This window comes from Stenotrophomonas sp. YJH_SMC_43, assembly GCF_059372535.1.
Genome location: NZ_JCAFVQ010000003.1, coordinates 637,547 through 649,926 on the forward strand (window position 1 = coordinate 637,547; position 12,380 = coordinate 649,926).

Consider the following 12,380-nt stretch of genomic DNA (forward strand, 5'->3'; position numbering starts at 1 on the left):
CATTTGCTGTTGCGCAGGATGCGGGCGGCAGCCTTCCGGGCCCTCCTCCTTCGATGTTCAAGAACGTCCTGTTCCAACTGCACTGGCTGCTGGGCATCACCGCCGGTGCCGTACTGGCCGTAATGGGCCTCAGCGGCGCCGTACTGTCCTTCGAGGACGAGCTGTTGCGCGCCGCCAATCCCGGCTTCGCCGAGATTGCCGAGCACCATGCCGATGGCCAGCTTCCACTTGCACTGAGCGAACTGGTGCCGCTGCTGCAGGCCGGCAGTGAACGCCCGCTGCAGCGCCTGCGTGTGGATGCCACCGGGCAACGGCCCTCGGTGGCACGCTTCGCCGGCGGCAAGGAACACTGGGTCTACTTCGATCCGTACAGCGGCGAACGATTCAGCGCCCTGCGCGGGCAGGCGTTCTTCGATTTCGTCGAGGACCTGCATCGCCACCTCGCCGCCGGCGAGCGTGGCAAATGGATCACCGGCAGCTGCGCCATCGCGCTACTGTTCTTCACCCTGTCCGGACTCTATCTGCGCTGGCCGCGACGCTGGTGGCACTGGCGCAGCTGGTTGGCGGTGGAGTGGAAGCGCAGCGGCCGTGGCTTCCTGTGGAGCCTGCACTCGGTGGTCGGCACGTGGGTGCTGCTGATCTACCTGATGAGTGCGCTGACCGGCCTGTGGTGGTCCTTCGACTGGTATCGCAGCGCCGCCAACACCCTGCTTGGCGTCGCACCGGCCGCCAAGCACAAGATCGCCACCGGTGCCGCCCTGAACCTGGAACGCGTCGAAGCCACGCTGTACGCACTGCCCGGCGTGCGCACCGGCTACATCGACCTGCGCCTGCCGGAGAAGCCCGGGCAGGCACTGAATGTACGCGTGATGGCCGGTGATCCGTCGCAGCGCGGCGGCCAGCATGACCGCGCGCATGATCTGCTGCAGCTCGACCCGGGCACGGGTGCCACACTCGATGCCCGCCCCTATGCACGCCAGGGCGTCGGCGCGCAGCTGGCCACCAGCGTGTTCGCGCTCCACTCGGGCAGCTACTTCGGCGTGCCCGGGCGTGTCGTGGTGATGCTCAGCAGTTTGGGCATGAGCCTGTTCTTCATCACCGGCTGGATGCTCTATCTGGACCGCCGACGCAGCCAGCGCGCTGCGCGTGGCCTGCGCCAGTCGCTGCCAGCAACGCCTGCCGATGGCGGTGGCACGCCGTGGCTGGTGGTGCATGCCAGCCAGAGCGGACTGGGCGAACAACTCGCATGGCGCGCAGCCGCGCAGCTGCAGGCATCCGGTCATGCGGTGCAGGTGCTGCCGCTGGCCCGCGTCGATGCCGTGCAGCTGGCACGCACCGCGCAGGCGCTGTTGGTACTGAGCACCTTCGGCGATGGCGAACCACCGGATGCGGCGCGAGGTGCTGCACGACGGCTGATGGCACAGACACTCGACCTGTCAGGCCTGCAGTTTGGACTGCTGGCGCTGGGTGATCGACAGTACCCGCACTACTGCGGCTTCGGCCGCCAGGTTGATGGCTGGCTGCTCGGCAACGGCGCGCGCCCGTTGTTCGACCGCATCGAAGTCGATGCCGCCTCGGTCGCGGCGCTGCGCCAATGGCAGCTGCAGCTGGGCGCGCTGACCGGCATCGCCACCGATGACAGCGTGCTGCCGGCGGCCACGCAGATGCATGAGTGGCGGCTGCTCGGCCGCGACCGGCTCAACCCGGGCAGCGTGGGCGGCGCCATCTGGCGCATCTGTCTTGCGCCACCGGCCGAGGTGCAGTGGCAGGCGGGCGACATCCTGCATATCGCGCCCCGGCACAACGCGCGGCATGCCGGCGCGGTGCTGAAGGCACATGGGCTGGATCCCCTGCAGCCACTGCTGATCGACGGCCAGCCGCGCACGCTGTTGGCGCTGGCCAGCGAACGCGAACTGCCGGATGCCGATGCTGCGCTGGCGGTACAGGATCCGTGCCTGTGGCTGGCAGGGCTGCCGATGCTGCCCGGACGCGAATATTCCATCGCCTCGTGCACCGAGGATGGCGCGGTGGAACTGGTGGTACGACTGGTGCACGACGACACGGGCCGCGCCGGGCTCGGCTCGGGCTGGCTGTCGCTGCATGCACCGATCGGTGCCAGTCTCGTCGCCCGCGTGCACCGCAATCCCGGGTTCCACCGCGTCGCCGGTGCACCGATGGTGCTGATCGGCAACGGCACCGGCATCGCGGGCCTGCGCAGCCTGTTGCGCGAAGCCGCGCATGCAGGCGAGCACGGGCACTGGCTGCTGTTCGGCGAACGCCAGCGCGCGCATGACTTCCTGTTCGCCGACGAGATCGAGGCCTGGCAGGCCAATGGTCATCTCGCGCGGGTGGACCTGGCGTTCTCGCGCGATGGCGACGGTGGCTATGTACAGGATCGCCTGCGTGCGGCGGCCGATGCCCTGCGCAACTGGATGCAGCGTGGTGCAGTCATCCACGTGTGCGGTTCGCTGCAGGGCATGGCCGAAGGCGTGGACCAGGTACTGCGTGAAGCACTCGGTGATGAGGCGGTGGAAACACTGCTGGAGAACGGCCGCTACCGCCGCGACGTGTATTGATTCCTGCCAGCGCGCATTGGCCTGAGCCGAGCATGGGCTCGGCTCTACAGTGTGCCTGCAGCCGATGTAGAGCCGAGCCGACGCTCGGCTGATTCCCGGCCAGCCGACAAGGAACCGCAGGCTAGGCCGCCGCAGCGCGCGCCTCTGGCATCGACTGCAGACGGAACGCGCCCACCGCTTCCGCCAGCGCATGCACCTGCGCCTGCATCTGCGCTGTCGAAGCACCCGCCTCTTCCACCAGGCTGGCGTTGCGCTGGGTACTGGCTTCCATCTGCACGATGGTCTGGTTCACCTGGGCGATGCCGGCATGCTGGTCCTGCGACGCGCTGCGGATACCGGCCAGCAGATCCGCCAGTTGCTGCACGCTGCCGACAATCTCGCCCATCGTGGTGCCGGCCTGTTCGGCCTGCTGGTTGCCCTGGCCCACACGCGCCACCGAATCCTCGATCAGGCCCTTGATCTGTTTGGCCGCCTCCGCGCTGCGTTGTGCCAGCAGGCGCACTTCTGCGGCCACCACGGCGAAGCTGCGGCCCTGCTCGCCCGCGCGCGCGGCTTCCACCGCAGCATTCAGCGCGAGAATGTTGGTCTGGAAAGCGATGCCATCGATCAGCTGGGTGATGTCGCCGATCCGTCGCGAGGCCTCGCTGATGCCCTGCATGGTCGCGACCACCTGGCCAACGGCCTCGCCACCGCGCTGGGCCACTGCCGCCGCGCCCTTGACCAGCACGTCGGCACGGCCCGCGGCATCAGCATTGCGGCCAACGGTATCGGTCAGCTCGTGCATCGACGCCGCCGTCTCTTCCAGGTTGGCCGCCTGCTGTTCGGTACGCTGCGACAGGTCATGGTGACCGGCAACGATCTCGCCAACGCCGGCATCCAGGCTGGACGTGGCGTGCTGGATGCGGGTGACGATGCGGCCCAGTTGCGCGACGGTGGCGTTGGCATCGTCGCGCATGCGTGCGAACACGCCTTGCAGCTCACCTTCCATGCGCACGCTGAGGTCGCCGCGGGCCAGCGCGGCCAGAAGCGCCTGCAGATCGCCGAGGTTGGTCTCGAAGGTGGTCAACAGGCGATTGATGCTGGTCGACAACGTACGCACAAAGCCCTGCTTTCCCTCCAGCGCGATGCGCCCGTGCAGGTCGCCGTGCGCGGCGGCGTCGACCAGTGCGGCCACTTCGGTTTCCAACAGGGTTTCCAGCGCACGGCTGCGCCACTCCACCGCCACACCAAGGAAGTGACCTTCGTCGATGATGGCGTTGGCAATCAGCTGGTAGCGCACCCCTGCATGGCCGATCTCGCGCTCCTCGCGCTGGCGCACACCGGCCAGGCTGGCCAGTGCCGGATGCAGGCGCACCGCATCGCTCGCCACCAGATCTTCAACCTGGAGGTCAAGCTGCTCCAGCAGCGCCGGATTGGCGTAGGCGACCTGCCCTTCCGCATCAATCACCATCAGCCCGGTCTGCGCGCTGTCCAATGCCTGGCGCACCCGGGTATTGCCGCGCGCCACGGCACGCTCGGTCTCGATGCGCGCACGCAGGCGCTGCTGCATGTCGACCAGGCGCTGGGCCAGCTGGCCGATCTCATCATTGGCGTTGTAGACGCGCAGGGTGGTGTCGAGGCGGTCGTCAGCGATATCGCTGGCGAAACGCAGGGTGTCCTGGATCGGCTGGCGCACCGCACGGAGCACCAGCATCAGGCTGGTGATCAGCACGCCGGCCACCAGCAGCAGGGTCAGTGCGAACAGCACGCTCATCGTGCGTGCGCCGGCCTGCTGGCGCGCCTGCGCCGTGGCCAGCGCCGCCACCTGCGCCTGCTGGAAGGCGGCCAGCGCCGGTGCTACGCCCGCGGCGGTATCCAGCAGCGACTGCGCTTCCACATCCAGGCCGACGCGGGCAGCGGTATACCCCAGCAATGCGGCCTGATACGCATCCATCCCGGTGCGCAGGGTGTCCTGCGCATCTGCGGGAAGGCCCGCCAGCGCGAGGTCGAACGGCAGCTTTTCCTCGCTGGCGCGGTCGGCGTGAGTGGAGTCACCGTCGAGCAGCAGCAGTGCCTCCTGCCTTCGCATCTTCTGCAGTGACAACGCCAACGACGGCCGCTGCAGCGCATCCACCTGTACCTGCAGGGTATCGGCGGCCTGCTGCAGCTGCGCGGCGAGGCCGGCATCACCACGACCCATCTCGTCGACACGTTCGAACAGGGCGGCCACACCCTGCGAGAACGCGTCGGCGGCTTCGGTCAGCGCCTGCAGGGCCTTGCGCCGGCCAGTATCCATCGGCGTCGCGCGCAGCGCCTGCAGATCGACCTGCAGTGCCTTCTGCGTGGCCAGCAGCTGCGCGCGGTCGGCATCATCGAAACTGCGTGCATACTGGGTCTGCAGGCGACGCGCTTCGGCCACCCGCGTGGACAGGCTGGCTGCCAGATCGCTGCCGCGCTGGTAGCTGGCCTGGCTGCGCGCAGCCAGTGCGTTGGCATGGCCGGTCCAGGCGTAGACAGCGGCGATCGCGACCAGGCCCAGGCCACAGACCCACAGGGTCGCCTTGAGCTTGTTGGCCACGCTGAGCCGATGCGGCTGCAGCCAGCGCAGCAGGCCGGGGGACGCCGAGTGCAACGCGGCAAGGCGCGTGCGCAGGGACCGGAGGTGGGGGACAACGGCCGACATGACAGACTCCAGGCGGAAAGACGCACCTGTATCGGCCGGATTCAGGGCAACTTTAGCGCCTTCTTCGTCCGGGTCCCCCGGTCGCGGGTGGACGCGGCCTTTGTACAGGGTGCAAGCGACGGGGGCATGACACGGGCACCGCGCTTGACCTCAACCACGGTTGGGGGAGCACAGTGGACGTTCCTCCCCGCCCGGTGTCTCCATGACGACGCTCGATGTCCCCCGCTACCTGCAACGCCTGCAGCTGGATGCGCCGCCACCGCGGACCCTGGCCGGCCTGACCCTGCTGCAGCAGCGCCACAACGCACTGCTGCCCTTCGAGACCCTCAGCTGCCTGCTGCGCGACGCGGTGCCGATCGACCTGGACAGCGTGCAACGCAAGCTGCTTGACGACCGCCGCGGTGGTTACTGCTTCGAACTCAATGGCGGCCTGCTGGCCCTGCTGCAGGCACTGGGCTTTGATGCGCAGCCGCTGAGTGCGCGCGTGCTGCTGGCAGCGCATGACGGCGAACTGACCGCGCGTACCCATCTGCTGCTGCGCGTGCATGTGGATGGGGACGACTGGCTGGTGGATGCCGGTTTCGGCAGCCTGACCCCGACCGTGCCGCTGCGGCTGCACGATGCGCAGCCGCAGGCCACGCCGCATGAGCGCTACCTGCTGCAGCGTCTGCCTGACGAGGGCGACTTCGTGCTGTCAGCCGAATCCAGCGACGGCTGGCGGGCGATGTACCGCTTCGATCTGCAGGCGCCTGCACCGATCGACAACGTGGTGGGCAACTGGTACGTATGCACCCACCCCGATTCCAGCTTCCCGGGCCAGCTACGCGTGTCGCTGACCGGACCGGACTGGCGCCGTACCATCGGCAGCGGCAACTACACCGAGTACCGCCCCGGGCAGGCGCCGGACAAGCGACCGCTGCATGATGTGGGTGATGTGCGTGACGTGCTGCAGCAGCGCTTCGGCATGCAGCTGCCGGACGACCCGCGACTGGACCCGGCCATCAATGACTGGCTGCAGCGCTCGCGCGCCGCGACCTTGTAGGGCCGAGCCCATGCTCGGCTGAGCTGGAGCGGCTGGGCCAACAGCAGCCGAGCGTGGGCTCGGCTCTACAGAGCTGCGCGCGCCTGCAGCGCAATGCGGTTGCCTTCGCTGTCGCGGATCTCGGCCACACGCCAGTCACCCGCGTCGGCCGGGCCGAAGCGCAGCTCAGCTCCCGATTGCAGTGCACGGTCGAGGCTCGCATCCAGGTCATCGACGCCGATGTAGATGCGGGCGCCCTGCTCGGAGGGCCGGTAGTCCGCGCCGTGCACCAGCGCAATGCTGGCACCGGCGGCGTCATCGGAGAACGGCAGGTAGGCCATCCGGCAGTCGTGCAGCACGATAGGTTCGTCCACCGCGACCTGCAGCCACCGCTGGTAGAACGTGATGGCCCGGTCCAGGTCACTGGCCGGGATTTCCACATGCAGGATCGGGTTCACTGGCACGCCTTGCTCGGTCCACTCAGATGATGCGCAGGGTAATCGCCTTCAGCACTGCACGGGTGCGATCGCGAGTGCCCAGCTTGTCGAGTATGGCCGACACGTAGTTCTTCACCGTGCCTTCGGCCAGGAACAGGCTGCGCGCGATTTCCTTGTTGCTGTATCCCCCGGCCAGCAGGCGCAGGATCGCCACTTCGCGTTCCCCGAAGGTATCGGTGGGCGGTGCTTCGTCGTGGAAGCGGTAACGGGCGCGCACCGGCTCGGTGCTGACCGGCAACAGCAGGGTTTCACCCGCGGCGACGCGCTCGATCGCTTCACGCAGGTCTGCGGGCACGGCGTCCTTGAGCAGGAAGCCCTGTGCGCCGGCCTCGCTGGCACGCAGCAGCAGATCACTTTCATCGAAGGTGGTCAGCAGCAGGCACGGCGTGGCATCACCGCGCGCGCGCAGCTGGCGCAGTGCCTCGATGCCGTCCATCCCGGGCATGCGGATGTCACTGAGCACCACATCCACGCGCTGGGCAGCCAACGCGTCCAGCAGCGCCTGGCCCTCTTCGGCCTCCAGCACCACGTCTACCCCCAGGCCCTGCAGCAGCGCGCGCAGACCCGCACGCACCAGCGCCTGGTCATCGGCCAGGGCAACGCGGATCGCGGCGCCACTCATGCCGGCAACCATGCGGTCAGGTGCATGCCGCCCTGTGCGGTTCGCGCCAGCTCCAAACGCCCCTGTACGGCCGCCAGGCGCTCGCGCATGCCGGCGATGCCATTGCCCTCGCGGATGCGTTCGGCGCGCTGGCCGTCATCGCGGATATCGATACGCAACCGGGAATCCTCTTCACTGATCGTCAGCCAGACGGTGTCTGCATTGCCGTGGCGGGCGGCGTTGGTCAGGGCTTCCTGCACCAGCCGCAGCACGGTCTCGGCCATCAACGGGTCAGCCACGCGCACCCCGTCGCCGATCTGCAGCTGCAGCTTTGGTCGTGGGAAGGGTGCGGCCAGCGCATGCAGTGCGGTGGCCAGATCGAGGCCGCGATCATCGCGCATCGATTGCACCACCTGGCGGATGTCGGCCAGCAACTCGCCGGACAACCGTTCCACCAGCACCAGTCCCTCGCGGCCGGCCAGTGCTGGGTCAGCGGCCAGGGCGCGCAGGTTGAGCCGCATCGCGGTGAGCTTGTGCCCAGCCACATCGTGCAGCTCACGCGCCAGGCGCAGGCGCTCGGCATCGCGTGCGCTGTCGGCCAGCAGCGCGCGGGTAGCCAGCAGGTCGGCGTTGACCCGGGCCAGGTCATCGCGGGCCAGCGCCGTGCTGCGGGCATAGTGGGCGGTCAGTGCGGCGAAGGCCTGGAAGCCGCCATAGAGCAGCACGACCAGCAGCGGCTGGCTGAAGCCGCTGTGGCGCAGCGCGGCATACACCGCCAGGTTGGCCAGCAGCGCAACGCCCAGCACGAAGCGCGGCGGCCAGTGCTCGGCCAGCTGTGCGACCAGCACCACCAGCAGCACCGGAGCAGTTCCGGTACGCGGCTGCAGCGCAACCAGCGCAACCGCCAGCAGCGCCTGCAACACCGCAGCGACGGCGCGCACGCGGGATGGCATCGACGCCCAGCCGTGCACCACGAACAGCAACAGGAACACGGCAAGCAGCAGCAGGCTCAGCCCGGCACCGTTGCGCTGTACAGCGAACGACAGGCCCACCGCCAGCACGGTAACCAGGCCGGCAAGGCTGAGAGGACGCAAGAGATGGCGGAACAGGCTGGGCATGGCCAGATGCTGACCGCCGCACACGCCGGCGGCAATGGGTCCAGCGCAGAAAGTGACTTCTGGCACGTCGAATCGATGACCACTGGCCCTGAACCCCGTGCACCGCGCCACCCAGACTGGCGCCACACCGCCACACACACTTCCGGAGCCACTGCCATGATCCGCACCGCCCTGCTCAGCACCGCCCTGACTGCACTGGCCCTGGCCGCCAGTGCCCACGCCGCCGACCTGGCCGTGACCGTGCACGACGTCCACGCGCAGAGCGGCACCCTGCGCGTTGCGCTGGTCGACAGCGCTGCCGCCTGGGACGGCAAGGCCAAGCCGGTGCAGGCCCAGCAGGCGGCGCCCAGCGGCGACAGCGCTCACTTCACGTTCAAGGGTATACCGGCCGGCAGCTATGCCGTGCTGCTCACCCACGACGAGAACGACAACGGCAAGCTCGACACCAACCTGGTCGGCATGCCGGTGGAAGGCTACGGCTTCAGCAACAACCCGCAGGTGATGCGCAAGCCGACCTTCGACGAAGCACGCGTCAACGTGCCAGCCGCTGGCGCCGCCATCGACATCACCCTGCGCTGATTCCGCATCCAGACCCGAGGCCACCATGGACCGTCGCCGCTTCCTTCGTACCTTGCTCAGCAGCAGTGCCTGCCTGGCCCTGGGCGCCACCGCGCTGCGCAGCGCTCCCGCCTTCGCCGGCGACCCGGCGCGGTTCGCGCAGGGTATGCAGGAACACCCCTGGCTGCTCGGCTGGCGCAGCGTCGGCAGCGAAAGCCTCGGCCCGGCCACCGTGCAGCTGCAGGGAAAGCTGCCGTCAGGCCTGGCCGGTACGCTGTACCGCAACGGCCCGGCGTGGACCGAGCGCGATGGCTTCCGCTACGACCACTGGTTCGACGGCGACGGCATGGTGCATGGCTGGCGTTTCAATGGTGATGGCAGCCTGACCCATCACGGGCGCATGGTCGCCACGCCGAAATTCACCCGTGAACAGAAGGCCGGCCGCTTCCAGTATCCGGCTGCCGGCACCAGCGTTCCCGGTGCGCTGGCGGTACGCAACAACGATGATGCCAACGTGGCCAACACCTCGGTGACGATGATCAATGGCCGCCTGTTCGCGCTGTGCGAATCCGGTTCTGCGTTCGAAGTGGACCCCGATTCGCTGCAGACGCTCGGCCCGGTCACCTGGCGCCCGGACCTGGCCGCGCTGCCGTTCTCGGCGCACCCGCTGACCGATCGCGACGGCAGCCTCTGGAACTTCGGCTCGATCAGCCTGATGGGGGGCCATGGCCTGCTGGTCTGGCACATCGGTGCGGACGGCCAGCTGCGCAGCGCCAATGTGATCGAAACACCCGAGCATGGCTACCTGCATGCCTTCGCGATGACCGACCAGCACCTGGTGTTCGTCATGATGCCGTTCGATTTCACCGGCGCAGGTGGCAGCTTCTTCGAGCGCATGCAGTTCGCACCGCAGCGTCCTGTGCGTATCGCGGTGGTCGCCAAGGATGCGCCGGACAAGGCGCAATGGTTCGAGGCCCCGTTCGCGGCGATCTATCACTTCGGCGACGCGTTCACCCGCGATGGCGGCATCGTGCTGCGCGCAGTACGCCATGACGACATCAACGAGGCGCGCTCGCCGATGAAGGAAGCGATGGCCGGTGACGGTGCACATGCGGCCAACAGTGGCGCCAGCCTGGTCGAGCTGCATCTGGACCTGCGTCGTGGACAGGCCCGCTGGGAGACGTTGGGCATCAGCGCGGTGGAGTTCCCGTTGTTCGACCCGCGCTCGACGAACACACGTGGCGCACGGCTGTATGCGCCGACCATCGACGGCCCGACCACCGCACCGTACTTCAACGCCGTGGCTGCGTTCGACATCGATCGCGGGCGCCGCCAGCGGTGGAACTACGGGCCGGACATCATGGCCGAAGAGCATGTGTTCGTACCGCGCCCGGGCAGCCGCGAAGCTGACGATGGCTGGCTGATCGGCACCCTGCTTGACCCGGTCAACAAGCGCAGTGGCCTGGCGGTGCTGGATGCGCGCCATGTGGATGACGGCCCGCTGGCACAGGCCTGGCTGCCGTATGCGGTGCCACTGGGCTTCCACGGCACTTTCGCCGCGCACGGCTGAGTCCACGCTACGCGGACACCGTTGTTGGCATGCTGGGTCTCCCCTGCCCCGTGGAGTCCTGCATGTCCTTGGCCGACCATCGAAGTACGCTGGCACCGCACGGTTTCCTGCGCGTGGCGATCAACCTGGGCAACCCGGTGCTGGCACAGGGCGATGCGCGCTCACCGCGCGGCCCCTCGCTGGAACTGGCTACCGCATTGGCGCAACGGATGGGGGTGCAGGCACGCTTCACCTGCCACGATGCCGCAGCCTCGGTGGTTGCCGCAGCGGGCGAAGACGGCTGGGACCTGGCTTTCCTGGCCATCGATCCGGCACGCACCGACCGCATCGCCTTCAGTGCCCCGTACGTGGAGATCGAAGGCACCTATCTGGTTCGCGAGGACAGCCCTGCGCAGCAGGTGGCCGACCTCGACCGCGAAGGGCTGCGCATCGCGGTGGGGCGTGGCGCGGCCTATGACCTGTTCCTGAGCCGTGAACTGCGCAACGCCACGATCGAGCGGGCGGAGACCTCGGCGGCGGCCATCACCCTGTTCGATCAGCAGCGTCTGGATGCCGCCGCCGGCGTGCGCCAGCCGCTGGTGGCCTGGGCACAGGCGCATCCCGGCCATCGCGTGCTGGCCGACCGTTTCACCGCGATCCAGCAGGCCGTGGCGGCGCCAGCGTCGCGCCCAGCCGAGGCACTGCAGACGCTGTTCGACGAGGTGGAAGCGATCAAGACCGGTCCCTTGCTGGGCGAAGCGTTCGCGCGTGCCGGGCAGGCAGTCACGCTGGTGCGGTGACTGTAGAGTCGGGCCATGCTCGACTGCTTCTTCGAAAGACCAGTCGAGCATGGTTCGACTCTACAGATGCAAGATCGAGCACCGCGCCACGCTACAGATGCGCGTCTGCCATGTGCCGCACGTGCTCGGCGGCCTGCGCGTGCAGCCAGTCGCGGAACGCGAGGAAGCCACGATGGCTGGCCGAGCGCTGCGGGTACACCAGCCAATGTGGCCAGTCGGTCTTCAGGCGCTGGCTGGACAGCGCGACCAACTGGCCCGAATCCAGCAGCAGCCGCGCCCGCGTCACCCGCCCGAGGGCCACGCCCACGCCATCCAGAGCGGCGCGATGGTGCGCCTCCGAATCATCCAGCACCGCCACGAAGCGCGACGGCGGGCTCTGCCCGCTCAACGCGAACCAGGCGCCCCATGCCCCGTCCGGATCACCCAGCAGCGGCCACTGGGTCAACGGCACACGGTCGACGCCTCCCATGCGTTCGATCAGCGCCGGGCTCGCCATTGGCAGCAGCCATTCGTCGAACAGCGGCTCCACCACCAGACCTGGCCATTGCCCGCTGCCCAGCCGCAGCGCGGCGTCGAACTGGCGCTGCCGCTCGAAATCAATCAGGCGTTCACTCGACTGCAGGTTGATCTCGATCTGTGGGTGCTCTGCCACGAAGTGACCCAGGCGCGGCACCAGCCAGGCCGACGCCATCGACGGTACTGCGCTGATCGTCAGCACGTGCTCGGCACGTGCGGCATAGGGCTGGAAGGCTTCGTTGATCGCATCCAGATGCGGACCCACCTGGTCGAGCAGGCGCTGGCCCTCCAGGGTGAGGGTGACACCACGCGGCTGGCGGATCAGCAGCGGCTGCCCGAGCCGTTCTTCCAGCTGCCGCATCTGATGGCTGAGCGCGCTGACGGTCAGGTTCATCGACGCCGCCGCGCGCGACAGGTTGCCGAGCCGGGCGGCGGCCACGAAACCCTGCAGGGCATGGAGCGGTGGGCGGGACATCAGGCTT

General features: G+C 68.4%; 10 protein-coding genes. 5 read left to right on the forward strand and 5 right to left on the reverse strand.

From position 1 onward, the window contains the following. Positions 1-53: 53 nt before the first annotated feature. The gene (locus AC5QAH_RS15085; RefSeq protein WP_495232435.1) at positions 54-2,576 is read left to right on the forward strand and encodes a PepSY domain-containing protein; all 2,523 of its coding nucleotides are present in this window, start codon (positions 54-56) and stop codon (positions 2,574-2,576) included. A gap of 121 nt (positions 2,577-2,697) precedes the next feature. Here the strand turns inward: AC5QAH_RS15085 and AC5QAH_RS15090 are convergent, their stop codons facing one another. Continuing rightward, positions 2,698-5,238 (reverse strand): methyl-accepting chemotaxis protein, encoded by a 2,541-nt coding sequence (locus AC5QAH_RS15090; RefSeq protein WP_495232436.1) that lies wholly within the window; start codon positions 5,236-5,238, stop codon positions 2,698-2,700. A gap of 202 nt (positions 5,239-5,440) precedes the next feature. On the opposite strand from AC5QAH_RS15090, the gene AC5QAH_RS15095 reads away from it, so the two are divergent. Next, positions 5,441-6,280 carry an arylamine N-acetyltransferase family protein gene (locus tag AC5QAH_RS15095; protein ID WP_019338949.1) on the forward strand — a complete coding sequence of 280 codons (840 nt, stop codon included), beginning with the start codon at positions 5,441-5,443 and terminating at the stop codon, positions 6,278-6,280. Between the two features lie 65 nt (positions 6,281-6,345). Here AC5QAH_RS15095 and AC5QAH_RS15100 read toward each other — a convergent pair whose 3' ends face one another. Genes AC5QAH_RS15100 through AC5QAH_RS15110 form a run of 3 tightly spaced genes read right to left on the reverse strand, consistent with a single transcriptional unit; the run spans position 6,346 to position 8,475 of the window. Continuing rightward, entirely contained in the window at positions 6,346-6,717 is a 372-nt protein-coding gene (locus AC5QAH_RS15100; RefSeq protein WP_019338950.1) for a VOC family protein, read from the reverse strand. Between the two features lie 22 nt (positions 6,718-6,739). Further along, positions 6,740-7,378: a response regulator transcription factor gene (locus AC5QAH_RS15105; protein WP_029550907.1), complete on the reverse strand. Its 639-nt coding sequence runs from the start codon at positions 7,376-7,378 to the stop codon at positions 6,740-6,742. After that, a complete protein-coding gene (locus tag AC5QAH_RS15110; protein ID WP_010481109.1) occupies positions 7,375-8,475 on the reverse strand; it encodes a sensor histidine kinase in 1,101 nt (366 codons plus the stop codon). The genes AC5QAH_RS15105 and AC5QAH_RS15110 overlap by 4 nt, the downstream gene beginning before the upstream one ends. 156 nt (positions 8,476-8,631) lie before the next feature. Between AC5QAH_RS15110 and AC5QAH_RS15115 the strand changes: the two genes are divergently transcribed. The 3 genes from AC5QAH_RS15115 (at position 8,632) to AC5QAH_RS15125 (ending at position 11,382) form a co-directional block, all read left to right on the forward strand. Then, a complete protein-coding gene (locus AC5QAH_RS15115) occupies positions 8,632-9,054 on the forward strand; it encodes a DUF2141 domain-containing protein (protein ID WP_010481108.1) in 423 nt (140 codons plus the stop codon). Between the two features lie 25 nt (positions 9,055-9,079). Then, complete coding sequence (locus tag AC5QAH_RS15120) at positions 9,080-10,603, forward strand: carotenoid oxygenase family protein (RefSeq protein ID WP_495232437.1); 1,524 nt, start codon at positions 9,080-9,082, stop codon at positions 10,601-10,603. 62 nt (positions 10,604-10,665) lie between these two features. Beyond that, complete coding sequence (locus AC5QAH_RS15125) at positions 10,666-11,382, forward strand: ABC transporter substrate-binding protein (RefSeq protein ID WP_019338955.1); 717 nt, start codon at positions 10,666-10,668, stop codon at positions 11,380-11,382. Between the two features lie 91 nt (positions 11,383-11,473). Here AC5QAH_RS15125 and AC5QAH_RS15130 read toward each other — a convergent pair whose 3' ends face one another. Next, the gene (locus AC5QAH_RS15130) at positions 11,474-12,373 is read right to left on the reverse strand and encodes a LysR substrate-binding domain-containing protein (protein WP_010481100.1); all 900 of its coding nucleotides are present in this window, start codon (positions 12,371-12,373) and stop codon (positions 11,474-11,476) included. Between the last annotated feature and the right edge of the window lie 7 nt (positions 12,374-12,380).

What these genes read in the sequence shown, in the direction of transcription:
- AC5QAH_RS15090 (WP_495232436.1), bottom strand. Translation starts at nt 5,238, where the DNA reads ATGTCGGCCGTTGTCCCCCACCTCCGGTCCCTGCGCACGCGCCTTGCC.
- AC5QAH_RS15120 (WP_495232437.1), top strand. Translation starts at nt 9,080, where the DNA reads ATGGACCGTCGCCGCTTCCTTCGTACCTTGCTCAGCAGCAGTGCCTGC.
- AC5QAH_RS15105 (WP_029550907.1), bottom strand. Translation starts at nt 7,378, where the DNA reads ATGAGTGGCGCCGCGATCCGCGTTGCCCTGGCCGATGACCAGGCGCTG.
- AC5QAH_RS15110 (WP_010481109.1), bottom strand. Translation starts at nt 8,475, where the DNA reads ATGCCCAGCCTGTTCCGCCATCTCTTGCGTCCTCTCAGCCTTGCCGGC.
- AC5QAH_RS15125 (WP_019338955.1), top strand. Translation starts at nt 10,666, where the DNA reads ATGTCCTTGGCCGACCATCGAAGTACGCTGGCACCGCACGGTTTCCTG.
- AC5QAH_RS15085 (WP_495232435.1), top strand. Translation starts at nt 54, where the DNA reads ATGTTCAAGAACGTCCTGTTCCAACTGCACTGGCTGCTGGGCATCACC.
- AC5QAH_RS15115 (WP_010481108.1), top strand. Translation starts at nt 8,632, where the DNA reads ATGATCCGCACCGCCCTGCTCAGCACCGCCCTGACTGCACTGGCCCTG.
- AC5QAH_RS15130 (WP_010481100.1), bottom strand. Translation starts at nt 12,373, where the DNA reads ATGTCCCGCCCACCGCTCCATGCCCTGCAGGGTTTCGTGGCCGCCGCC.
- AC5QAH_RS15095 (WP_019338949.1), top strand. Translation starts at nt 5,441, where the DNA reads ATGACGACGCTCGATGTCCCCCGCTACCTGCAACGCCTGCAGCTGGAT.